This is a genomic window from Solirubrum puertoriconensis (genome assembly GCF_001483135.1).
In the GTDB taxonomy this organism is placed as follows: domain Bacteria; phylum Bacteroidota; class Bacteroidia; order Cytophagales; family Hymenobacteraceae; genus Solirubrum; species Solirubrum puertoriconensis.
Window position 1 is genome coordinate 57,003 of record NZ_LNAL01000002.1, and the last position, 22,409, is coordinate 79,411.

A 22,409-nucleotide genomic window follows, 5' to 3' on the forward strand; every position below is an offset into this window, starting at 1 on the left:
TGTAACCCGTTCGTCAGCAAAAAGCTTTGGGCGCGGCCCCTAAACGATACGCTCCCCGCCAGAGCGGCGGGGAGCGTGAAACAAACAGCCGGAGCAGCCCGCCGGGCTACAGTGCCTTCTTGCGCGTGGCCTGAAATTTCTTGATCTGCGGATCGATAACCTTTTTGTCGCCCACTACCACAATGGTCATCGACTCGGGCCGGATGTACTTGCGTACGGTTTCGCTGACTTGCTGCGGCGTAACGGCGTAGGTGTTCTTCACCTGATCGGTGAGGTACGAATCAGGTAAGCCGTGCAGGTCGAGGAAGTTAAGCTGGTTGATGATGCCGCCGGGGTTGGAGTTGCGCAGGACGAACAAGCCGGCTTCGTAGTTCTGGATGCCTTTCAGCTCGTCTTCGCTGGGGGCTTGCTTCTGCAGCCGCTCAATCTCGTACACGATTTCCTTGAGCGAGTTGCCGGTTTCCTGAGTGGTTACGTCGGCGCTCTGGGCCCACTCGCCCGTGCGGTACCGCGGCGAAATGTAGCTGTAGGGCGAGTAGGTATAGCCTTTATCCTCCCGAATGTTGCGCGTAACGCGCGAGCCAAACGAGCCGCCCAACAGCGAGTTGGTTACGCGCAGGCGTAGGTAGTCGGGGTTGGTAGGGTCGATAACCGGTAGGCCCATTATGATGGTTGATTGCGGCGCGCCGGGACGGTCTTGGGTCATGATCTGGCCGCGCGTCACGGCCTTGGCCAGCGGGATACTTGGCGCCGGGCCTTGTTGCCACGGGCTGAACGCCTGGGTAATGGCCTTGCGCATGGCCGCGCCATCGAACTTGCCGGCCACGTAGATGTTGCTGCGCTGCGCCCCGTACTGCGATTGGTAGAATGCCTGCACCTGCTCCAGCGTCATCGCGTCAATCTCGGCGTCGGTGGGGAGCGTGTTGCCGTAGGGGTGGTTGGGGTACATGGCCTTCAAAAACTTCTGCTGGGCCTGGGTGCTGGGCTGGGCGCGCATCAGGGCCACTTGCCGCTTAAAGTCAGTTTTGAGGCGCGGCAGTTCGGAGGCGGGCAAGGTGGGGTGCTGCACCATTTCGGCCAGCAGGTTTACCAGCTCCGGCCCAAACTCCGACAGCGACGAGGCCCAAATCATGGTTTGGTTTGGCCCGACGCTAACATCAAGCGAGCCGCCCATGCGGGCCACCTTTTCGGCCATTTCCTGCGCCGACATCGAGCGGGTGCCTTCGCGCAGCATGCGCCCGAGCAAATCGGCAATGCCCGTTTGGCCGGCCGGCTCGTGCACGTTGCCGGCCTGCACGGCCAGCGTAACGGTTACTTTGGGCACGTTGCCGTAGGGCACCAGCGTGGCCTGCATGCCGTTGTCGAGCTTAAACTCTTCCTTGGCGGGCAGGGAAAAGTCTTTGGGCGTACCGCCTTCGGGCGGGGTTTGCTTTTTGGGCTGCTCCTGCGCCTGCGCGTGCGTGGCCAACAGCAGGGCTGCACCGAGTAATCCTAGGTATAGTGATTTCATGGGATGTTGAGGGGGTGTAGCGCGTTAGTAGCGCGGACTTTGTAGTCCGCGTCCTCCGCGCCGTTTGCACGTTCTCGTTTTAAGAAATGTATCTGCGGACGCGGACTACAAAGTCCGCGCTACTGACGCGCTATTGCCGGGCATCAGCTTTTGGCCAGCGGGTTAATCAGCAGCACAGTGCGATTGGTGGGGCGCAGGTACTCCTGAGCGGTTTTCTGCATCAGCTCGGGCGTTACTTTCCGGAACTCCGCCTCCAGGGTATTGATGCGCGCGGGGTTGTTGTCGAACAAGGCAAACGAGGCCAGCATATCGGCGCGGCCGAAGCCATCGGAGCCGCCCACCTGGTCGTAGAAGCTGGAGCGCATTTTCACCACGGCCAAATCGAGCATGGCGGGCGTAACGCCGCCGGGGCGCATCAGCTTGCTGATTTCCTGATCGAGCACGGCCACTACGGAGTCGGCCTTCACGGTTTGATCGTGCGTGAGGTTGCCCATCCAGAGCATGGGCCCGGCGTAGTTGAACTGGTTGCCTAGGTAGTTGATGCCGCCGCCCACGTTGTCGGTGTAGCCGCGTTTCTGTACCATGGCTTGGTAGAGGCGGCTGTCGTTGCCCTGCAGCAGCAGCTGATCGAGCAGGATCATGGCGTAGTACTCGGGCGAGTTGCGCTCGGGCATGTGGTAGGCAAAGGCCAGGGCGGGCTTGTTGGCCAGCTTATCGTCTTTGGTAAAGCGCTGCTCCTTTTCCTGGCGCGGCTCTGCCAGGTCGACTTTCGGAGGCTGCGGGGTGCCGGGTATGGGCGCGAAGTACTGCTCAATCCAGCGCTTGGCCTGGTCGGGCTCGAAGTCGCCGACCACCACCAGCACCGCGTTGTTGGGGGCGTAATACGTTTTGAAGAACTTCTGCACGTCGTCGAGCGTGGCGGCGTCGAGGTCTTTCAGGTCGCCGTAGAAGTTGTGCGCGTTGTACCAGTTTTTGTTGGCGTACTGCGGCATATCGAGCCACGGAAAACCACCGTAGGGCTGGTTGAGCACGTTTACGCGCACTTCGTTTTTCACGACGCCCTGCTGGTTGGTGAGGTTGGCCTGCGTAATGGCCAGCCCGCGCATGCGGTCGGCTTCGGCCCACAGCATGGTTTCGAGCTTGTGGGCAGGCACCGTTTCGAAGTAGTTGGTGAAATCGAAGCGGGTGGAGCCGTTGAGCACGCCGCCGTTTTTCTGCACCAACTGAATAAACTCCATTTTGCCTAGGTTCTGCGAACCTTGAAACATCATGTGCTCGAACAGGTGCGCAAAGCCGGTGCGGTCTTTGGGCTCGTTGCGGAAGCCGATGTTGTAATACGCTGCTACCGTGGCAAGCGGCGCGGTTTTATCGGGCGACAGCACCACCTTCAGCCCGTTGGGCAAGGTGTAGTAGTCGACGGGGATTTGGTAGGCGGGCGCAGCCTCGGCGGCGGGTGTGGCCGTAGCCGTGGCGGGCGGCGCTGCTTGGGTAGCGGCGGAGGTGGTTTTTTGGCTGCACGAAGCGGAGGCCAAAGCCAGCAAGCCAGCTGCCCCCAGCACAAGCCAGGAAAGCGGAGTTTTGGCGGGTTGGTACATGGGCACTACTTGGGGTTGAGAGATTGAGCACGAGGCCGTTAAGCTAAAAATATTTCAACTTAATCAAAGCTCCGCCCAGTACTAAGCTGACTTAATGAAGCCGCGTAGCACTCTGCCCTAGGTGCCCAGTCCTTATACCTCCACTTTGAGGGTGGCCGGCTGGCGGGTTATCTCAAACATTTCGCCGTGCGGCACCATGGTTATCTGCCCGAATTCCTGAATCATTTGCTTGTAGGATTCACCCACCGGCCTGATGCGACGCTCTAGGTCGTAGAGGCCGCAGGGGTTTACGGTGCCGCGCTTTTCGGCCAGGGCAATGTCCCAGTCAACTTGGTCGGTAAGCGAGTACCACGTAAAGCCGAGCACGGGCACGCCGTCCTGGCGCATGCGCAGCACGTTCATCCACTGCTTCCAAAGCCAGCACTCGGCGTCTTCGGCCTTAAAGGTGTTGGTTTCGGTGTGCATTACGGGCTTGCGGTACCGGTCGTAGTAAGTGCGCGTCATGTGGTACCAGCCCAGCACATCCTCGGCCTCGCACCAGCCGCCATCGGGCTTGATGATGCGCTCGTTGCGGCCATAATAGTCGTTGCCCATAATCTGGTGGCCGGGCGGCTCGCCGGCCATAAACCAGTCGAGCTCCTTGCGCGTGAGGCCGTTATCGAGGCAAAACAGCATCACCTCGGCATCGAGTTGGTGCGCGTACAGCAAATCGAGCGACAAAAAGCGCAGCTTGTTGCTAAGGCGCACCCAGTCGCTTTCCACCACGCGCGCTTCGTGCAGAAACTCGGCCGACTCGCTCTGCACAATTACCGCGTCGGGCCGGCGGTGCACAATTTGCTGCGTGGCCATGATGCTGGCGGCCACGGTGTGCTTCATGGCCGTTACAAACGAGCGGTCGTCCTTGAGCTGCTCGTTCCAGATGCCGTCGCGAGCCGAGGCGCGGGCCGTCACGTAGATTTCGTTGACGGGCGTGTAGTAGCGCACCCAAGGGTAGCGCTCGGCCACGGCGGCGGCGTAGCGCGCAAAATGAACCGGTAGCTCGGGGTTCTGAAAATTGCCAACCCAATCGGGCACGCCAAAATGCAGCAAGTCCAGAATGGGCGTAATGCCCAGGCGCTTGATTTCGGCCATCACCTGATCGGCAAACTCCCAATCGTAGCGGTCGGGGCCTAGGTGAATTTTGTGGTACGGCAACCCGTAGCGCAACACCCGCAGGCCCAAGTCCTTCACCAACTGTAAATCCTGCTGCCAATAGTCGTAGTGGCGGCACTCGGCCAGCTGGTCGCGGCGGGTGCGGCCGTTATCGATGGTGGGGTTTGAGCACTCGATGCCCGTGGCAAACATAAAGTTGCCAGGCGAACCGGTAGGCAACCCACGCCCATCGTGGCCGCCGGCGCCGCCGTACTCGTCGCCGAGGTAAGTACCATCGCCGAACTCCTTGGTAATATGGTCGAGAAAATTGCTGGACATGCGAACGGTGTGGCGTTGGTTATCAGCTTGATAGAAGCACGGGCGGCTTGCTTTTGTTTGCGCATCCGGGCAAACAAAGCTGCCCTAGGTAGTTTGCGGCCCTGGCCACCTAGAGCACCGCGGCAGCGAGGCCAGTGCAAACTGCACGCGGCCCTAGGTAGCAAGGTTAGGCATCGAGGCGGCGCTGCTTTTCCAGAAACCGATCGGCAGTGCGCAGGCTCAGGGCCATGATGGTAAGGGCCGGGTTCACGCTTAAGGCACTCGGAAAGACACTGTTGTCGCAGATGTAGAGGTTGGGCACGTCGAAGGCGCGGCCATCAGCATCTACCACGGCATCGTCGCCGGAGCGGCCCATGCGGCAAGTGCCGATTACGTGCGCCGAACGCTGAAACGCCCATATATCCCGGGCACCGGCGGTTTCCCAAATTTGGCGCATGGTGCGCTCGGCGTGCTCAGAGAGGCGCAGCTCATTATCGTGGTAGCTGAAGTGCACCCGCGGTTTGGGCAGGCCGCGCGAGTCTTTTTCGGTGGCTAGCTCGAGGTAATTTTCGTCGTGCGGCAGGCACTCGCCCAATATGTTTATGCCGGCCACGTGGTTGTACTGGCGCATGTAGTCGTGCAGGGCGGCGCCCCACAAGCCGCGGCCGCGCGCCACTTGGTTGGCAAACGTTACGGGCATTACGCCGATGCTTTGCAGCAGGTAGCCGCCGGCAAAGTTGGCATTGGCGGGTCGGTGCGTGTCTTCCGAAATCAGCGCGCCGGGTATGCCCTTGTACGGGCGCACTTCTTCCTCGAAAGTACCCCACACTTGCATTCCCGGGTGGGCCATAAAGTTGCGGCCTACGTGGCCGCTGCTCAGGGCTAGCTCATTGAGGAGCAGCAGCCGCGGCGTTTCGATAGCGCCGGCACACAAAAACAAGGCGCGGCAGCGCTGTTGCATTTGCTGGCCGTGCTGCTCGTACACCACGCCTGTTACGCGGCCTTGCGCGTCGCGCTCAATCTCGGTCACGAAGGCCTCGGCCCGTACCTCGGCGCCGTAGGCTTCGGCCAGCGGAATAAACGTAACATCCATGCTGGCTTTGGCACCAACCGAGCAACCGGCCTGGCAAAAGCCTCGGTTGGTACAGGCTTCGCGCCAACCTATGCCCTCCTGGTAGTAGCGCGCCGAAAGCGCCGCATTGGCCGCCGGCGAGGTACGAATACCCAACTGCTGACAAGCGCGCTGCATCAACTGCGCGGCACCATTTAGCGGCAGCGGACCTAGGGGGTAGCTCTGCCGGCGCGGCGGCCCCCACGGGTACGCCGCCGGCCCCGATATACCGAGCAGTTGCTCCAACTCATCGTAATAAGGCTCTAGGTCGGCGTAGCTCAGGGGCCAATCTTGGCCTATGCCGAACTCGGTGCGCAGGAGCAAATCGTCGGGTTGTGCGCGTGGGGTATAGGCCGTGTAGTGCAGCGTAGAGCCGCCCACGCCCGTGCCCGAGTTGTTGTTGCCAAACGAGGTGGGCGTGCGGCCGGCCGACAGGCGTTCGTCGTTCCAGAACAGAAATTCCTGCGCTTTTTCGTCGGTGGCAAAGTCGCGGCGCGCATCGTGGCGCGGGCCAGCCTCGAGGGCCACCACCTTTAGCCCGGCCATGGCTAGGCGCGCCAGCAGCGGGGCGCCGCCGGCGCCGGTACCAATCACCACGCAATCCACCTCGTCGAACTGCTCTGGCACAGGTTGCGGTTGCTCTTGCGGCGTAGCGGCCTGCTGCTCACCTAGGAGCTCTTGCAGCAGCGGGTCTTGTATTTCGGGCTTGATGGGGTTCAGCACTCCCTCCTCCAGCAGTTCTTCGTCGGGCATGGCTACTGGGTTGGCTGGGTGGTGGCTTGCGGCTCCCGTTCTTCGCGGTCATTCAGGCCGATGCGCGTCCAGGCCGGTAAGTCGGCCATGCCCACGTACCCGATTTCTTCCTGCGCCAACGGGTGGGAGTAGTACAGGCTAATGGTTTCGGCCAGCAGCTCCTCAAAAAACAACGGCCCGTTCAGCTCTTGCCAAATGGCACCGCTGGCCGTGCCCGCTTGCACGGCTTGCAACACGGCATCTTGCTCGGCGGGTGTTAGCTGGAGAAAGTCGCGGCCGTACTGTGCCTGGGCCGTTTGGCGCAGGCCACCTAGGGCGAGGCGGTACGCTTCGCGGTCGGGCGGCAAGGCATCGTAGCGCCAGCCGTCGGCGTGACCTAGGGCCAGGCGCTCATCCACGCACCGCGCTACATCAATCACATTGGCCGGGGCGTTAGGCTGGTGTAGCAACCGGGCGCATACGGCCTCGAGTAGGGCGTAGGCTTCAGGCTCGAAAAATTGCGTCTGGTAGGGCTCGGTACCGGCAGCTAAGCGGCGCTGCAACGCCTCGCGGGTAGCGTCGCTCACGTGCTCGGTATCGAGTAAGGCCCGAACGGTGCCGGGCGGGTAATGCGGTGTGGTGTTCATGGTTGTGCGGCAACGATGAAAAGAAAACGCCGGGTGTGGCCGACGCATCGGGCACGAAAGCCCCAGGGCAAAGGCGGTTACTCGTCGCTCGACATTTTGCCGCCCGTAACGTGCACGAGGCTCCCGGTCATGAACGAGCCATCCTGCGAAGCCAGCAGCACGTAGGCGGGCGCCAGCTCTTCGGGTTGGCCGGGGCGCTTCAGGGCTACTTCGTGCCCGAAGTTTTCCACCTCTTCCTTGGGCATGGTGCTGGGTATCATGGGTGTCCAGACGGGGCCGGGCAGCACGGCATTCACGCGGATGTTTCGCTCGCCCAACTGCAAGGCCAACGATTTGGTAAAAGCATGGATTGCGCCCTTTGTAGCGGTGTACTCCACCAGGATGGGGTGGCCGGTTTGGCCCACAATACTGCCCGAGTTCACAATGGCGTCGCCGCTTTGCAAGTGCTTAAGGGCCGCCTGCGTCATGAACATGTACCCCAGAATGTTGGTATCGAAGGTGCGGCGCAGCACGTCTTCGGGCACGTCCTCAAACCGCTCGTGCGTTTCCTGAAAGGCCGCGTTGTTTACCAACACATTCAGGCGGCCTAGCTCCTGCACGGTGCGCTCCACGGCAGCGCGGCAGGCTTGCGCCGAGCGCACATCGGTTTGCAGCACCAAGGCGCGGCTGCCTTCTTTTTCCACGGCTTGGCGGGTGGCTTCGGCGTCGTCGGCATTGGTGTTGTACACAATGGCTACATCGGCACCTTCTTTGGCAAACGCAATGGCCACGGCGCGGCCAATACCCGAGTCGGCGCCCGTAATCAGGGCTACTTTGCCTTGCAGCTTGCCCGCGGCTTTGTAGTTCGAGAGGTCGGTATCGGGTTGCTGGCGCATATCGGTCTGCTTAGCCGGATAGGGCAGCTGCTCGCTTTTCATATCGGCGGCCATGGGCCGCTTTTCCTGGTCTTCGGTAGCCATAGCTATTTGGGGTTGAGGCTTTAACTCAACCCGCCCTTACGCAAATTGTTGACCTAAGTACGCCTGCGGTGCCGCAAACTTGCGCGGGCACCTAGCGCACCACCACCTCTACGCGGCGGTTGCGCGGGCGCTGCTGCGCGTCGGAATTGTCGGCCACGGGGCGCGTGCCGCCGTAGCCCACGGCCAGCAGCCGCTCGGCCGCAATTTGCTGCCGTACGAGGTAATCGCGCACTACTTCGGCCCGCTGCTGCGAGAGCTGCTGGTTCAGGGTGGCGTCGCCTACGTTGTCGGTGTGGCCGGCTATTTCGAGGCGCAACGTGGGGTTGTCTTTTAGGATTTGCGCCAAACGCTCCATTTCGGGCAGCGAGGTAGGCAGCAGCCGGGCTTTGCTTTGCTCGAAGTATAGATGCTCCAGCGCAATTACTGCCCCAACGGGCAGCTTATGCAGCTCGGCCAGGGTAGGAGCTGGTTGCGGCGGGGGCAGCGCCCTGGGCTTGGATTTGGGCTTAGCCACGGCTGCCCTAGGTACGGTAGCGGAGCGTGCCGCCGGTGTGGGCGCGCTTGGCCGAGAGCCCACTACCACGGCACTCTCCATTGGCTTGGCGGTAACGCCCGGAGGCAACGAGGATGCTATGGCAGCGGGCACCGCTGCGGGTTTAACTGCAGTGGGCTGTTTGGGGTTTTGGCTGAACAGGTAGCGTGTGGGTACCGGCACGGGATTTTGTGCAGCCGGCAACAACCCAAACAAATTGTCGATTCCTTTCTCAGCTTCCTGGTTTGGCAGCACCCAACCGAAAAAAGCCCGCGTTGGCGCACTGCCTTGGAAGTACTCCACGCGCAGGGCGTAGTACTCGCCCGCTTTCAGGCGCACCTGCTTGGTGGCTTTCAGCTCGGGTTGGTAGCGCCACTCATCCATAATTTTGTTGTTGCCGAGCCATACACGCATGCCGTCATCCACGGCAATATGGAAGGTGTACACCCCCGACACGGGCGCCAGCAAGTAGCCCGACCACCGCACCGAAAAGCTTTCGGCCGGCACGCCCGGCGCCGGCGACTGGAAATTCCAGTCGAAGTTGATCTGCGGATCGATGCGAGTAAAAACAGGCCGCTCGAAACGCTCGCCTAGGTAGTACTCGGCCTGTAGCCCGCTGCCAACTGCCGAGGATGTTGCTTGTGCCTGCACTAGGCTGCTTGCAAGCACTAACGCACCAATAATAAGCCCCGCAAATAGTCTCATGATTTAAACATAGCAATTAGTACATGTGTCGCTACCGCGGTGCTTATCAGGCCCGACCAGCAGCTATGCCACGGTGCTTAGAATTGCACAATTGCCGGATTCTTGAACAAACGCACAAGCTTTTCGTAAAGACCTGTACCACAAACACCTAAACCCACACCGTTATGCCGACCAAGAAAACCACTTCCGCTTCGCATAAGAAAGAAGACCCGTGCTGGAAAGGCTACGAGCAACAAGGCACCAAGAAGAAAGAAGGCAAGACCGTGCCTAACTGCGTCAAGAAAGACTAGGCTACCAGCCACCAGAAATAACCCGTACACGCAAGCCCCTGCCCGCAGGGGCTTGCGTGCTTATGGCCGGTTGCGCACCTAGGCGCGCGTTTGGCGGCTAAAGAGCAGCCACACCACGCCAGCCGCCACCACGTGCATAAGCCCTAGCACGGCCACGCCACTGGGTGGGTTGTCGGGGATGGCAGCAGGCCCCACCATCGAAAGCAGGCAAACACCTACCACCACAATGGTGAATGCCTGCAGCGGCCGATCGGCCCAGCGAATGAGTGCTGCCATTATTAAGCCCCCGAGCAGCGCCGGCACCATCGAGGCCAACGCTACGTGTGCCGGCCCGATAGTGTCGCCGGTGGGCTCACGCAGGTCGGTTGGCAGCAAGCCAATAGCAGCTGCAGCGTAGTAGATTCCTACGTTGAGGGCGGCTGCTACCAATCCCGCCGCCGGTGCCACCCACCACAAATGACTGGCCCGCCGACTTGCGGCCCCAGTGGGTGCATTTTGGTAAAAAGCAGTTTCCATACCGATACCCAATACCACTTCACTCATCGATAATTTACAATCTAAAATTTGTATTTTCAAATATTTTAGTCATTATAGCTGTTGAGGTGCGACGGATTTCTTGCAAAAACTCGTACGTGCTTCTATCTTCGTGGTGCTTATCCAGAAAGACCGAGGGACTGGGCCCGACGACGTCTTAGCAACCGGCCAACGCGGCAAGGTGCTAACTCCCATCCGAGGCCGGTGCGGCGTTCGGAGAAGATGAGCGGAACCAGAGCCCCAAGCGGCCCCTAGGCTTTCCGGATACGCGCCAGCATCCACCGCTAATCCGGAAAGACCATATGCCTACTGTTCCCGCCTCCCCGCTCGCCGAGCTGCTTGCCCGCCGTGTCATCGTGCTCGATGGCGCCATGGGTACCATGCTGCAGCGCCACCAGCTCACCGAAGACGACTTTCGGGGCGAGCGGTTTCGGGACCACCCCAAGCCCTTGCGCGGCAACAACGACTTGCTGTGTCTGACGCGCCCCGACGTGGTGCGCGGCGTGCATGCCGAGTACTTCGCCGCGGGCGCCGACCTGGTTGAAACCAACACGTTTTCGGGCACTACCATCGCGCAGGCCGATTACGCCCTCGAGCACATTGTGTACGAGCTGAACTTTGAGGCTGCCCGGCTGGCCCGTTCGGCCGCCGACGAGTACAGCACGCCCGAGCGCCCGCGCTTCGTGGCCGGTGCCATTGGCCCCACCAACCGCACGGCCTCGCTTTCGCCCGACGTAAACCGCCCGGGCTTCCGCGCCATCACCTTCGATGAGCTGGCCACGGCCTACCTCGAGCAGATTAAAGGTTTGGTTGACGGCGGCGTGGACGCGCTTTTGATCGAGACCATTTTCGACACGCTGAACGCCAAAGCCGCCCTGTTTGCCGCCCAACGCTTCTTCGACGAAGGCGGCCGCGTGGTGCCCATCATGATTTCGGGCACCATCACCGATGCTTCGGGCCGCACCTTGTCGGGCCAAACGGTGGAGGCGTTCTGGAACTCCATGCGCCACCTGCCCATCCTGAGCATCGGCCTGAACTGCGCCCTAGGTGCCAAGCAGCTGAAAGTGTACCTGCAGGAGCTGAGCCGTTTGGCCGACTGCTACGTATCGGCTTATCCCAACGCCGGCCTGCCCAACGCCTTCGGGGGCTACGACGAATCGGCGCAGGAATTTGCGGCCGTACTGGAGGAGTACCTGCAGGAAGGCCTCGTGAACGTGGTGGGCGGCTGCTGCGGCACCACGCCCCAACACATTGCCGAGGCCGCTAAGCTCGTCGACCGTTACCCCCCGCGCCAGTTGCCGGTACGCCCCCGCGCCACGCGCCTGAGCGGTCTGGAGCCACTGAACATCCATCCCGAAAGCCTGTTCGTGAACGTAGGCGAGCGGTGCAACGTAACGGGTTCGCGCGCCTTTGCCCGCCTGATTCGCTCGGGCCAGTTTGATGATGCCGTAGCCGTAGCCCGTGCCCAGGTAGAAGGCGGCGCGCAGGTGCTCGACGTGAACATGGACGAAGGCCTACTCGACTCGGTGGAGGCCATGACCAACTTCCTGAACCTGCTGGCCTCGGAGCCCGATGTGGCGCGCCTGCCCATCATGATCGACTCCTCGAAGTGGGAGGTGCTGGAAGCCGGCCTGAAGTGCACGCAGGGCAAGAGCATCGTCAACTCCATTTCGCTGAAAGAGGGCAAAGAGGTGTTTAAGCACCACGCCCGCCTGGTGCGCGCCTACGGTGCGGCGGTTATCGTAATGGCTTTCGACGAGCAGGGCCAGGCCGACAACTTCCAGCGCCGCATCGATATCTGCCAGCGCGCTTACCGCATCCTCACCGAGGAGGTAGGTTTCCCGCCCGAAGACATCATTTTCGACCCGAACATCCTCACCGTAGGTACGGGCATCGAAGAGCACCGCCGCTACGCCATCGACTTTATCGAGGCGGTGCGCTGGATTAAGCAGCACCTGCCCGGCGCCCTCACCAGCGGCGGCGTCAGCAACGTGTCGTTTGCTTTCCGCGGCAACGACCCCGTGCGCGAAGCCATCCATGCCGCGTTCTTGTACCACGCCATCAAGGCCGGCTTGGATATGGGCATCGTGAACCCCAGCCAGCTGGCCGTGTACGACGAAGTGCCCAAGGACCTGCTCGAGGCCGTGGAAGACGTGTTGTTCGACCGCCGCGACGACGCCACCGAGCGTCTGGTGCAGCTGGCCGACAAGCTCAGCCAAACCAAGGGCAGCGCCGCCGCCAAGGTAGCCGAGGCCGAAGAGTGGCGCGGCTGGCCGGTGGAGAAGCGCCTTGAGCACGCTTTGGTAAAAGGCATTACCGACCACATCGAGGCCGATACCGAAGAAGCCCTAAAACAGCTGCAGCGGCCGCTAGCCGTTATCGAAGGCCCGCTGATGGCCGGCATGACGGTGGTAGGCGACCTGTTCGGCGCGGGCAAAATGTTCTTGCCGCAGGTAGTAAAGTCGGCCCGCGTGATGAAGCGCGCGGTGGCTTGGCTAGAGCCCTACATGCAGGCCGAGCGCGACGCCGCCGCTGCCGACGGTATAGGCCGCCAAACGGCCGGCAAAGTGTTGCTGGCCACCGTGAAGGGCGACGTGCACGACATCGGCAAAAACATTGTGGGCGTGGTGCTGGCTTGCAACAACTACGAGGTGATTGACCTAGGCGTGATGGTGCCGCTGGAAAAGATCATCGACGAAGCCCAGCGCCTGCAGGCCGACATTGTGGGCCTCAGCGGCCTGATTACGCCCTCGCTCGACGAGATGGTGTACGTGGCGCAAGGCATGGAAAAGCGCGGCCTGCGCGTACCCCTGCTCATTGGCGGCGCTACCACCTCGCGCCTGCACACCGCCGTGCGCATTGCCCCGGCCTACAATGGCCCGGTAATTCACGTAAACGACGCCTCGCGTGCCGTGCCGGTAGCCTCGCAGCTGCTGGGCTTAGGGCGCGATGCCTACGCCAACGACGTAGCCCAGGAGTACCTGCAACTGCGCGACGACCACGCCGGCCGCCAGCGCAACAAGGACTACGTGACCATTGAAGAAGCCCGCCGGCAAAAGTTTCAGGCCGATTGGGCGGCCGCCGACATCACCAAACCCAGCTTTTTGGGGGCGCAGGTGTTCGACGATTACCCGCTGACGGAGTTGCTCGACTACATCGACTGGACACCCTTTTTCCATGCTTGGGAGCTGAAAGGCCGCTACCCGCGCATCCTCGACGACGCCACCTACGGCGAAGCAGCCCGCAAGCTGTTTGCCGATGCCCAGGTGCTACTCCAACGTATCATCGACGAGAAGCTGCTCACGGCCCGCGCCACGGTGGGCTTCTGGCCGGCCAACACCGTCGACTCGGACACCATTGAGATTTATGCCGACGACACAACGCGTGAACAAGTGTTGGCCGAAACCTACACGCTGCGTCAGCAAAGCCTGAAAGCACCCGGCCTGCCCTACTTCGCTTTCTCCGATTTCCTGGCTCCCAAAGACTCCGGCCGCGCCGATTACCTAGGCGGCTTTGCCGTAACGGCCGGCATCGGACTCGACGAGCTAGTGGCCGAGTTCGAAGCGCAGCACGACGACTACTCGGCTATTTTGGCCAAGGCCCTGGCCGACCGCTTGGCTGAAGCCATGGCGGAACGCCTGCACGAGCGCGTGCGCCGCGAGCTGTGGGGCTACGCGCCGCAGGAGCACTTCTCCAACGAAGACCTGATCAAGGAAGAATACCGCGGTATTCGTCCGGCGCCCGGCTACCCCGGCTGCCCCGACCATACCGAGAAGATTACCTTGTTTCAGCTGCTCGGCAACAACGATACGGGCATTTCGCTTACCGAAAACCTGGCCATGTATCCCACGGCTTCGGTGAGTGGTTTCTACTACGCCCACCCCGATGCGCGCTACTTCGGCCTAGGTCGGATTGGCAAAGACCAAGTGGAGGACCTGGCCCGCCGCAAGGGCATGCCGTTCGCGGATCTGGAGCGCTGGTTGTCGCCGAATTTGAACTACGAACCCACCGCTGCTGAACCGGTAGCCGCTGCTAACTAGCCGGCTTGCTGCTCCTTACCTTCGGGGGCGCGCTACGCCCTGCTTTCCACCAACTATGAAAGTTACCGACCACTTAGCCCAAGCCGACGGCAAAACGCTCTTCTCCTTCGAGGTGCTGCCGCCGCGTAAGGGCGAAAACATCCAGACGCTGTTCTCGAACATCGAGCCGCTGCTGGAGTTTAAGCCGCCGTTTATCGACGTGACGTACCACCGCGAGGAGTACGTGTACCGCCAACGCGCGGCCGGCCTGCTCGAGAAGATTACCACCCGCAAACGCCCCGGTACGGTAGGCATTTGCGCCGCCATCAAAAACCGTTTCGATGTGGACACGGTGCCGCACCTGATTTGCGGCGGCTTCTCGCGCGAGGAAACCGAAAACGCCCTCATCGACCTTCATTTCCTAGGTATCGATAACGTACTGGCCCTGCGCGGCGACCCGATTAAGTCGGAGCCCGGCTTTGTGGCCCACCCCGACGGTCACGCCTACGCCTGCGACCTGATCGGCCAAGTATCGGCCATGAACAACGGCCGTTACCTCGACGAAGAACAGAGCGACACGGCTGCCACGCACTTCTGCATCGGCACGGCGGGCTACCCCGAAAAGCATTTCGAAGCGCCCAACTTGAGCACCGATTTGCGTTACCTGAAGCAAAAAATCGACTGCGGAGCCGAGTACATAGTGACGCAGATGTTCTTCGACAATCAGAAATATTTCGACTTCGTGGAGAAGTGCCGGCAGGCAGGCATCACGGTGCCCATCATTCCGGGCCTTAAGCCGCTTACTTCCAAAAAGCAGCTTACCATTCTGCCGCGCACGTTTTATCTGAACTTGCCTGAGGAACTGGCAGAAGCCGTAGCACAGTGCCGCGACGATGCCGCCGCCCGCGAGGTAGGCATTGATTGGTGCATCCAGCAAAGCCGCGAGCTGATGGCCGCAGGCGTGCCTTGTCTGCACTACTACAGCATGGGCCGCGCCGAGGCCGTACGGCGCGTGGCGGCTGAGTTGTTCTAGCCGCATTAACTTCTGAGTTACCCACTGCTGGCTTGCCCCGGTTTGCGCTTGCAGCAGGCCGGGGCTGCTTTTAGCCGCGTAGCGCCACCATTACCTAGGGCAGCTAAACAGGTTTGGGTACCCCAACACGACCAAAGCCTTTCGATTTGCGTTATAAGCCGAGCCACCCGTTTGCCGCTTATGTCAGCCGACCGTCAGCAACAACTCGATGAGCTTTTTACGCGCTTGCGCACGGCTACGGCCCCGCTCGAAATCGAGGCCCTGCAGCAGGGTATCTGGCAATTGTGGCTTGAAACCGACGATCAGGTTTTAAACAAGCGCCTTGAGGAAGGCATGCGCGCCATGTCTGCCGGCGACTACACCAAGGCCATTGATGATTTTACGTGGCTGGTGGAGAAGCGCCCCGAATTTTCGGAAGGCTGGAACAAGCGCGCCACGGCCCATTACCTTCGCGGCGAGTACAAAGCCTCGCTTGAAGACGTAGCCCAAACCCTGGAGCGGGAGCCACGGCACTTTGGTGCTTTATCGGGCAAGGCTACCATTCAGCGCATGGTAGGCGACGACCGCGGCGCCTTGCGCACCCTGCGCCGCCTGAGCGCGCTGTGCCCCAATTTTCCGGGTTTGCAGGCGCAACTGCATGATTTGCAGGACCGACTCGACGATCCATCGTAAACGGATTTAGTGTACCATTCCGGGATTACAGAAGCTTGACTTGAACAGAAAAAGTGTAATTTCAACATCTGCGAATCTGTTTATAGCAGCAATTCGGCAGATAACAGGCTTTTTCTAAGAACAGACTTCAACAACCCAAAATAGGACTTAACACATCCTGCTTTGGCCATCCCCGCCGTCTATGGTAACACGCTTACTCCCCATTATTTTATTGTGTTGTGCCTCGGCTGCTGTGCAAGCCCAAGGCCGCGTGCGCCAAACCGACCTCGACAGCGGCCGTGTTGAAAAGGGCCGGAAAGTAGGCGAGTGGACTTACTACGCCTTAACGGGTAGCGGACGCAAGGTGCTGGTGCAGCGCTACGACTACGACCGCAAACGATTGCTGTACTTCCGCAAGCCCGACGAGCACCCTTACCGGCACGAGGTAGCGGGCAGCTGGCAGAGCGGGTACCTCGAGCGGCCCCCGCTGTACATAGGCGGCGACGGTGCCCTCTCGACGTACATGCGCCAGCTGCAATACCCCGAGCAGGCCCGCAGTAAAAACGTGCAGGGCCGTGTGGTGGTGCGTTTTGTTATCGATACCCTAGGTACGGCCAGCAACTACCAGGTGCTCACGGGCATCGGCTCGGGCTGCGACGAAGAAGCCCTGCGCGTAGCCCGCTCCATTCCGCACGAGTGGATACCGGGCCGCAAGGACGGCCGCGCCGTACCAGTGGAGTACGAGTTGCCTTTCACATTTCGGATAACCCAAGCCCAGAAATAGCGCGTCGGGGCGGCAGCATCCTGCATGGCAGAGTTTGCGTAAACTTCGGCCATGAAACCCTCTGCCGCCCCCGCCTTTTTCGGCTTTGGCCGTACCGCCCTGCTTGCCGGCGTGGCCCTACTGATGGCTGCCTGCGATACTACGCCGCGCGAACGGCAAGACATCGTGAAGGACAGCGCCCGCAAACTTGATACCCTGGCCGACAAAGCCGGCGATGCCCTGAAGCGGGCTGGTAACCGCGCTGCCCGCTTCGACTCGGTATCAAAATCGCGTAGCCGCCAGCCGCTCGACGATGCCGCCGCTAACCAGTTTACGCAGGAGCTGCTCGGAAGCTACGCCAGCATCGAGCAGCTCTCGGTGCAGGAGCTTGAACCGGCCTACACGCAGCTGCTGCGCCAAACCCGCGACAAGCGCCGCGACTGGACGCAGCGCGATTGGGACTACGCCACGGCCGTGTTCCGCCAGCTCAACGACCGGTACCGCTCCCTGCGCCTCGATTTGCCCGCTCGCCAGGAGTTTCGCATCAAGACCTTACAAACCGAGTTTACGGCCCTCGAAGCCGGCCGCGACATAAAAGACCTGCGCGAGGCCGTGCGCGACAAGCCCGTCAATGCGCGGTAATTTGCCGCCAGCCGTATTGATTGAAGCCCCGCACGCTGCGGGGCTTTTCTTTTAGCTTACCTCCCATGCTACGTTTGCTTGCCCGCTGCCTCGTACCTCTTTTGCTGCTGATAGGATTACCATACCTAGGCGCGGCCCAAAACCAGGCGCGCCTGCTCGAGCGGGCCGAAGTAGTGCCTGCCCAAGAGCAGTGGCTGCAACCCGGCGACCGGCTGCAGCTGCGCGCCAAAGCCCAGTCCGGCGCGCAGGTACGCACCTCGTGGGGCTTGCAGCTGCCCGAGCTGCACCCCAGCCTCGCCAACGGCCAACAGGGTGTGTACCAAGTAAGCTACGTAGTGCGCCCCGGCGACACGCTCAACAGCCGCCGCATTAAGCTGTACGCGCAGCTGCCCGATGGCCGCCGCGATTCGCTCCTGACCACCACCACCGTACGCGTGCTCGACCCCAACGTGCCGCAGCTCGCCCGTACCCGCGGCGCCTTGGCATACCTCAACTACGGCTTGGGAGAGGACCGCTTGGGCGGTGCCAAAATCGGTTACCTAGATTCGTTGGTGCTGCTGCACGTAACCGGGCGCGTTGGAGGGCAGTACCGCGTGCGCCTCGCCGAAAACCAAGCGGCGTGGGTACCCCTGGAGGTGGCTACGCTGCTGCCGCCCGGCGGCTTGGTGCCGCAGTCGCTTACGGGCTCGTGGAGCGTGAGCGGCGATGCCCAGTACGACTACGTGCGCGTGAGCCTGCAGGAGCGCCTGCCCTACCGCTCGCAACTGCTGCTCGAACCTTCGCGGTTGGTAATTGATGTGTTTGGGGCCACCTCCAATACCAACTGGATAACCCAGCGCGCCGGGCTGCAGGAAATTGAAAACGTGTACTACGAGCAGCCGCAGCCCGATGTGTTCCGCATTGTTATCGATTTGAAGCACGCGCAAAGCTGGGGCTACGCCGTTGGCTACCAAGGCAACACGCTCACCACCCGGGTGCGGCGCCCGCCGGCTAAGCTGGAGCTGCGCGGCCTTACCGTAGCCGTTGATGCCGGCCACGGCGGCGACAACCAAGGCGCAGTAGGTGCCACCGGAGCCAAGGAGAAGGACCTAACCTTAGCCATTGCCCAACGCCTACGCCAGGGGCTGGAGCAAAAAGGCGCCACCGTGTTGATGACGCGCGAGGCCGACGTAAGCGTGGATAACGGTGCCCGCATTGTGCGCCTACGCCGCGCTATGCCCCACCTGCTCGTGAGCGTGCACATCAACTCCTCAGGCTCCAAGGACACCAAAGGCACCGCCACTTTTTACCGCTACGTGGGTTTTCGGCCGCTTTCGCAGGCCATTTACCAGGAACTGCTGAAAACCGGCCTAGCGCCGTGGGGCAACGTGGGCTCCTTCAACTTTGGGCTGAACGGGCCGACTGAGTTTCCGAACGCCTTGGTCGAAACCGCCTTCGTTTCGAACCCCGACGACGAGCAGCGCCTAATTAATTCGGAGTTTCAGCAGCAGGTAGCGGAGCGCATTGCGGCCGGCCTCGAGCAGTTCCTGAAGGATGCCCGAGCCAAAGGACCTAGGGGCTGGTGGCGCAAACAGCCGGCCTTGGCCCACGAATAGTAGCACAAGCATAGCAGCCACCCACATGATTATGTGAGCACCGTAAGTACGAAACAATTCGTAAAAAATACGAACACATTCGTACTATTGCAGCGTCTCACTTAATCAACCCCTCTGCTATGCTTTATTCCGGCTATTACCTCTGCAGCTGCTGGCTGCTTTTGTTACTGCTCACCTTAGGTGGCCACGTAACCGCGGCTGCCAAAGCCAAGCCCGACTCGGTTGACCGGTTTATGCAGCGCGCCATGCAGCGGCACCACATACCGGGCGCCGCAGTGGCCGTGGTGCAAGGCGGCAAAGTGGTGAAAATGCAAACCTACGGCATGGCCAACCTGCAGTGGCAGGCAGCCGTTACGCCCCAAACCGCTTTTCAGATAGCCTCGGTTACCAAGCCGCTTACCGCTACACTCTTGGGTGTGCTGGTGCAAGAAGGCAAGCTGAAGCTAGAGGAGCGCATTGGCACGTACCTCGACTCCATACCCGAAGCTTGGCAGAGCGTAACGGTGCGCGAGTTGGCGGCTCACCAATCGGGTATAAAGCTGGTGCCGCTCGAAACCACCCGCGACTACAACCACGCCCGGCGCCAGGCCGCCAAGCTCCCGCTCGACTACGAACCCGGCTCCAAGGAGTTCTATGTCAGCTCCGACTACGGCCTGCTGCAAGCCATTTTGGAGCGCGTAACGGGCCAAACCTTTGCCCAAGCTTTGCAGCAGCGGGTGCTGGCTCCGTTGGGCATGACGGCGACCCGGTTCAGCAACGCCACCAACGAGGGCTTGTTCCGCAAGCTCGATGTGGTACCGCAGGCTTCGCAGGTGTACTCGTGGTCGGAGGCCGAGCGGGCGTACCGCATCAACGATATGTTGTACCCGGCCTGGTACTACGCCGCGGGCGGCATTTACTCCTCGGTGCAGGACATGGCCAACTGGGCTCTAGGCCTCGACCGCGGCACCGTGCTGCGGCCAGCCACCATGGCGGCTTTGTGGGCGCCGGCTAAGCTGCGCAATCAGAAGCCAACCGGTTTTGGCCTGGGTTGGACCACCGAAACCTACCAAGGCCACCGCATTGTGGGCCACAGCGGCGGCCCCACCCTCGGCGACGTAATTCGCTTTGTTGATCAGCCCCAGCCGCTCACGGTTATCGTGCTTACCAACGCTCGCACGGGCTTTCCGCCGTACCTGGCCAAAGCCGTAGCCTACTACTACGTAGCGGGCCTGAAGCAGGAGCGGCCCGAGAACTACAAGTAGCAAACGCAATGGGGGCGCGCTGCCAGTGGCAGCGCGCCCCCGTTGTTGGTTTAGAGGCCCTAGGTACCCAGGCTAGAACGGGTAACCAATAGCCAAGTTGAGGCGGCCGGCGTTGCCGCCGCTGCCACCGTAAGGCACCCGCAGCGGCACGGCGTAATCGAGGCGGATAACAAGGAACTGCACATCGACGCGCAGACCGGCGCCGGCACCCACAGCCAGTTCTTTAAAGAACGAATTCAGGGCAAACTGCCCGCCGGGGCGCGTGGGGTCGTCGTTTACGAGCCACACGTTGCCGGCATCAACAAACAAGGCGCCTTTCACGAACGGAAACAAATCCTGCCGGTACTCGGCGTTGGCCTCGAGGCGGATGTCGCCCACCTGGTCGTAGAAACTGGTACTGCGCTGCAGGCTGTCGGTGGGCTCGTAGCGACCGGGGCCAATTTGGCGCGGTGCAAACGCCCGCACGCTGTTGGGGCCGCCAATGCCGTATTGCTTCAGGTAGGGCAGCACCGTGGAGTTGCCGTAGGGCAGCCCCAAGCCTACCAGCACGCGGGTGGCAACGCGGTTGCCGCTGCGCGGGTCCTGCGCTACGCGGTAATAGTTGCGGAACTCGAGGTCGAAACGGCTGTACTGCGAGTACTCCTGCCCGAATATCTTGCCCTCGGTACCCGACAGCTTGCTGACCAGGCTGGCCAAGTTGCCGGCCACCTCCACTTGCCCGCTGAAGTACGATTGGTTGCGCCGCTGCTCGTACACCTGGTTGTTGTAGGTGTAGCGGTACGACGAAGCCGGGATAAACTGCTGCCGGAAGCTGTTATCCAGGAACGGGCGCCGGCGTCGCAAATCATCGAATTCTTCGGTGGTTTTGGCCAGCCGCGCATATTGCAAGTCAATTGGCCGCAGTTCCTGCTCGTTGGTAATCTTGGTTTTCCAGCTGTAACCGTAGTTCAGGTTCAGGTAATCAACCTGAAAAAACTGGCGTCGCTCTACGTAGCGGTAGCCCGCCCCAAAAATGGTGCGCGGCTGAAAGTCGGAGTTGACAAGACGAATGTTGAACGGCGGGGTAATCAGCCTAGGTACCAGCAGCTGACCGTTGATGCCTACCTCGATGGAGTTGGCCCCAAACCCTTGGCTGTTGCCGTCGGAGTTGCTGCCTACGCCCTGCCGCCGCTCAAACGTGCCCACCAGGTTTACAATCAGCTGCTCGGCTCCGCGCAGGGCCGAGCGGTTGCGAAACTGCGCCGTAAAGCCCGGCCCCGTAAAGCCGTTCGTTTTCGATACCAGCTGAAACTCGGCCCGCAGCGACTTTTTCTTGAGCTGCGTCATGCGCACCGACGAATTCAGGAAGCCATAACCCGCCGAATCGGGCTTTTGCCGCGCCGGCCGAAACTGAATATCGACGAACTTGAACGTACCGAGGCTCATCAGGCGGCTCAGGGTCTGATCATGGCGGCGGCGGCGGTACAGCGAATCGGGGTACAGAAACACCGCGTTGGTAATGGCCTTGGCCTTGAACACCTTTTCATCGGGCACGTAGCGGTAGCCCCGATACATAATTGGCTTGATGGTTTCGGTGGTATCGGTGAGGCCGTACTTGGTGTTGAGCGTAATGCGATTGAGGATGTACGGGTGGTCGGCGCGCCGCGGGATGTTGCCCTTCACGCGGATGAACACGTTGGCTTGGTTGTGCTGCGTGCTATCGACCTCGAACAACAGGTAGTCGGGCGCGAAATAGTAATACCCCTGCTGCTTCAGCTCGTTGTCGATGCGGGTGCGCTCGTTGATGAGCGTGTTCAGGTTGTAAGGGTCGCCGGCCTTCAGCAGCGTGCCCGCTTGCGTTTTCCGGATGTCGCGGTCGATGAGCGTGTCGCGTTCCGGAAAATGGATTTCCTTGATGGTGTAGGGCCGCTGCACCCGCGCCACGTAGTCGACGGTGGCGGTGCGACCTTTGGCCTTGATGAGGCTTTGCACCTCGGGCCCGGCAAAGTAGCCGTTGTTGTAGAGGCGGTTAATCATTAGCCCCTTCACGCGCTGGGTATCAACTTGGCTGAGCAACACCGGAGCCTCCCCGTACTTATCGGCCAGCCACTTACCTAGGCCCTTGCTTTTGCCCTCGCCCATGTGCCAGAAATACAGCTTGGGCCGCAACCCCAGGATGGAGGCATTGGGCTTAGGCGAAATAACGGTTTCGAGCTCCGTCGTCAGGGCCGATTCGTTCGGGATGGGGTAATTGGATTTGATGCTGACGGAGCTGCCGGTATACAGCTTGTCGTTTTCGGGAATAAACTTGGTGCCGCTGCAGCTGGCCAGCAGCAGAGCTACGGCCAGCCCGGCCGTGCGCGCAAAGGCTACTACCGGCGTCGGCGTTTCCGTGGCGTGGGGTTGCGTTGCTGACATC

The 22,409-nt window shown here is 61.2% G+C and carries 17 protein-coding genes and 1 riboswitch; of the genes, 8 read left to right on the top strand and 9 right to left on the bottom strand.

Annotated elements, in window-relative coordinates; translation table 11 throughout:
* Positions 1-106 precede the first annotated feature (106 nt).
* The 7 genes from ASU33_RS00280 to ASU33_RS00310 form a co-directional block, all read right to left on the bottom strand.
* Positions 107-1,510, bottom strand: coding sequence for a M16 family metallopeptidase (locus ASU33_RS00280; RefSeq protein WP_059066985.1), 1,404 nt, complete (start codon positions 1,508-1,510; stop codon positions 107-109).
* A gap of 143 nt (positions 1,511-1,653) precedes the next feature.
* On the bottom strand, positions 1,654-3,105 hold the full coding sequence (locus ASU33_RS00285; protein WP_059066987.1) for a M16 family metallopeptidase: 1,452 nt from the start codon (positions 3,103-3,105) through the stop codon (positions 1,654-1,656).
* Between the two features lie 132 nt (positions 3,106-3,237).
* Positions 3,238-4,575 carry a family 1 glycosylhydrolase gene (locus tag ASU33_RS00290; RefSeq protein ID WP_059066989.1) on the bottom strand — a complete coding sequence of 446 codons (1,338 nt, stop codon included), beginning with the start codon at positions 4,573-4,575 and terminating at the stop codon, positions 3,238-3,240.
* Positions 4,576-4,741: 166 nt separating this feature from the next.
* The gene (locus tag ASU33_RS00295) at positions 4,742-6,418 is read right to left on the bottom strand and encodes a GMC family oxidoreductase (protein WP_078062742.1); all 1,677 of its coding nucleotides are present in this window, start codon (positions 6,416-6,418) and stop codon (positions 4,742-4,744) included.
* Between the two features lie 2 nt (positions 6,419-6,420).
* Positions 6,421-7,044: a gluconate 2-dehydrogenase subunit 3 family protein gene (locus ASU33_RS00300; protein ID WP_059066991.1), complete on the bottom strand. Its 624-nt coding sequence runs from the start codon at positions 7,042-7,044 to the stop codon at positions 6,421-6,423.
* A gap of 77 nt (positions 7,045-7,121) precedes the next feature.
* Entirely contained in the window at positions 7,122-8,003 is an 882-nt protein-coding gene (locus ASU33_RS00305; RefSeq protein WP_059066993.1) for a glucose 1-dehydrogenase, read from the bottom strand.
* Between the two features lie 91 nt (positions 8,004-8,094).
* Entirely contained in the window at positions 8,095-9,240 is a 1,146-nt protein-coding gene (locus tag ASU33_RS00310; protein WP_059066995.1) for a PA14 domain-containing protein, read from the bottom strand.
* 164 nt (positions 9,241-9,404) lie between these two features.
* Between ASU33_RS00310 and ASU33_RS21700 the strand changes: the two genes are divergently transcribed.
* The gene (locus tag ASU33_RS21700; protein WP_286130378.1) at positions 9,405-9,530 is read left to right on the top strand and encodes a hypothetical protein; all 126 of its coding nucleotides are present in this window, start codon (positions 9,405-9,407) and stop codon (positions 9,528-9,530) included.
* A gap of 78 nt (positions 9,531-9,608) precedes the next feature.
* On the opposite strand, the gene ASU33_RS00315 is transcribed toward ASU33_RS21700, so the two are convergent.
* Positions 9,609-10,046: a DUF6069 family protein gene (locus ASU33_RS00315; RefSeq protein WP_149866969.1), complete on the bottom strand. Its 438-nt coding sequence runs from the start codon at positions 10,044-10,046 to the stop codon at positions 9,609-9,611.
* Positions 10,047-10,180: 134 nt separating this feature from the next.
* A riboswitch (SAM riboswitch) is annotated at positions 10,181-10,293 on the top strand.
* 73 nt (positions 10,294-10,366) lie between these two features.
* Between ASU33_RS00315 and metH the strand changes: the two genes are divergently transcribed.
* The 7 genes from metH to ASU33_RS00350 all read left to right on the top strand — a co-directional run bounded on the left by metH (position 10,367) and on the right by ASU33_RS00350 (position 20,011).
* Entirely contained in the window at positions 10,367-14,104 is a 3,738-nt protein-coding gene (gene metH, locus ASU33_RS00320; protein WP_059066998.1) for a methionine synthase, read from the top strand.
* Between the two features lie 55 nt (positions 14,105-14,159).
* Positions 14,160-15,116, top strand: coding sequence for a methylenetetrahydrofolate reductase [NAD(P)H] (gene metF / locus ASU33_RS00325; protein ID WP_059067000.1), 957 nt, complete (start codon positions 14,160-14,162; stop codon positions 15,114-15,116).
* A 180-nt stretch (positions 15,117-15,296) separates the two neighbouring features.
* The gene (locus ASU33_RS00330) at positions 15,297-15,788 is read left to right on the top strand and encodes a tetratricopeptide repeat protein (protein WP_059067001.1); all 492 of its coding nucleotides are present in this window, start codon (positions 15,297-15,299) and stop codon (positions 15,786-15,788) included.
* Between the two features lie 181 nt (positions 15,789-15,969).
* Positions 15,970-16,551, top strand: a complete 582-nt coding sequence (locus ASU33_RS00335) for an energy transducer TonB (protein ID WP_078062743.1) — start codon at positions 15,970-15,972, stop codon at positions 16,549-16,551.
* A 51-nt stretch (positions 16,552-16,602) separates the two neighbouring features.
* Positions 16,603-17,172, top strand: coding sequence for a hypothetical protein (locus tag ASU33_RS00340; RefSeq protein WP_059067005.1), 570 nt, complete (start codon positions 16,603-16,605; stop codon positions 17,170-17,172).
* Between the two features lie 65 nt (positions 17,173-17,237).
* Positions 17,238-18,767, top strand: coding sequence for an N-acetylmuramoyl-L-alanine amidase (locus ASU33_RS00345; protein ID WP_078062744.1), 1,530 nt, complete (start codon positions 17,238-17,240; stop codon positions 18,765-18,767).
* Positions 18,768-18,886: 119 nt separating this feature from the next.
* Positions 18,887-20,011, top strand: a complete 1,125-nt coding sequence (locus ASU33_RS00350; RefSeq protein ID WP_059067009.1) for a serine hydrolase domain-containing protein — start codon at positions 18,887-18,889, stop codon at positions 20,009-20,011.
* 72 nt (positions 20,012-20,083) lie between these two features.
* On the opposite strand, the gene tamL is transcribed toward ASU33_RS00350, so the two are convergent.
* Complete coding sequence (tamL, locus tag ASU33_RS00355) at positions 20,084-22,408, bottom strand: translocation and assembly module lipoprotein TamL (RefSeq protein ID WP_059067011.1); 2,325 nt, start codon at positions 22,406-22,408, stop codon at positions 20,084-20,086.
* Between the last annotated feature and the right edge of the window lies 1 nt (position 22,409).

Bases quoted from the DNA above. Each gene is read 5' to 3' on its own strand.
- ASU33_RS00290 (WP_059066989.1), bottom strand. From the start codon at position 4,575: ATGTCCAGCAATTTTCTCGACCATATTACCAAGGAGTTCGGCGATGGT.
- tamL (WP_059067011.1), bottom strand. From the start codon at position 22,408: ATGTCAGCAACGCAACCCCACGCCACGGAAACGCCGACGCCGGTAGTA.
- ASU33_RS00340 (WP_059067005.1), top strand. From the start codon at position 16,603: ATGAAACCCTCTGCCGCCCCCGCCTTTTTCGGCTTTGGCCGTACCGCC.
- ASU33_RS00295 (WP_078062742.1), bottom strand. From the start codon at position 6,418: ATGCCCGACGAAGAACTGCTGGAGGAGGGAGTGCTGAACCCCATCAAG.
- ASU33_RS00310 (WP_059066995.1), bottom strand. From the start codon at position 9,240: ATGAGACTATTTGCGGGGCTTATTATTGGTGCGTTAGTGCTTGCAAGC.
- ASU33_RS00300 (WP_059066991.1), bottom strand. From the start codon at position 7,044: ATGAACACCACACCGCATTACCCGCCCGGCACCGTTCGGGCCTTACTC.
- ASU33_RS00280 (WP_059066985.1), bottom strand. From the start codon at position 1,510: ATGAAATCACTATACCTAGGATTACTCGGTGCAGCCCTGCTGTTGGCC.
- ASU33_RS00315 (WP_149866969.1), bottom strand. From the start codon at position 10,046: ATGGAAACTGCTTTTTACCAAAATGCACCCACTGGGGCCGCAAGTCGG.
- ASU33_RS00350 (WP_059067009.1), top strand. From the start codon at position 18,887: ATGCTTTATTCCGGCTATTACCTCTGCAGCTGCTGGCTGCTTTTGTTA.
- ASU33_RS21700 (WP_286130378.1), top strand. From the start codon at position 9,405: ATGCCGACCAAGAAAACCACTTCCGCTTCGCATAAGAAAGAAGACCCG.
- metF (WP_059067000.1), top strand. From the start codon at position 14,160: ATGAAAGTTACCGACCACTTAGCCCAAGCCGACGGCAAAACGCTCTTC.
- metH (WP_059066998.1), top strand. From the start codon at position 10,367: ATGCCTACTGTTCCCGCCTCCCCGCTCGCCGAGCTGCTTGCCCGCCGT.
- ASU33_RS00285 (WP_059066987.1), bottom strand. From the start codon at position 3,105: ATGTACCAACCCGCCAAAACTCCGCTTTCCTGGCTTGTGCTGGGGGCA.
- ASU33_RS00345 (WP_078062744.1), top strand. From the start codon at position 17,238: ATGCTACGTTTGCTTGCCCGCTGCCTCGTACCTCTTTTGCTGCTGATA.
- ASU33_RS00305 (WP_059066993.1), bottom strand. From the start codon at position 8,003: ATGGCTACCGAAGACCAGGAAAAGCGGCCCATGGCCGCCGATATGAAA.
- ASU33_RS00335 (WP_078062743.1), top strand. From the start codon at position 15,970: ATGGTAACACGCTTACTCCCCATTATTTTATTGTGTTGTGCCTCGGCT.
- ASU33_RS00330 (WP_059067001.1), top strand. From the start codon at position 15,297: ATGTCAGCCGACCGTCAGCAACAACTCGATGAGCTTTTTACGCGCTTG.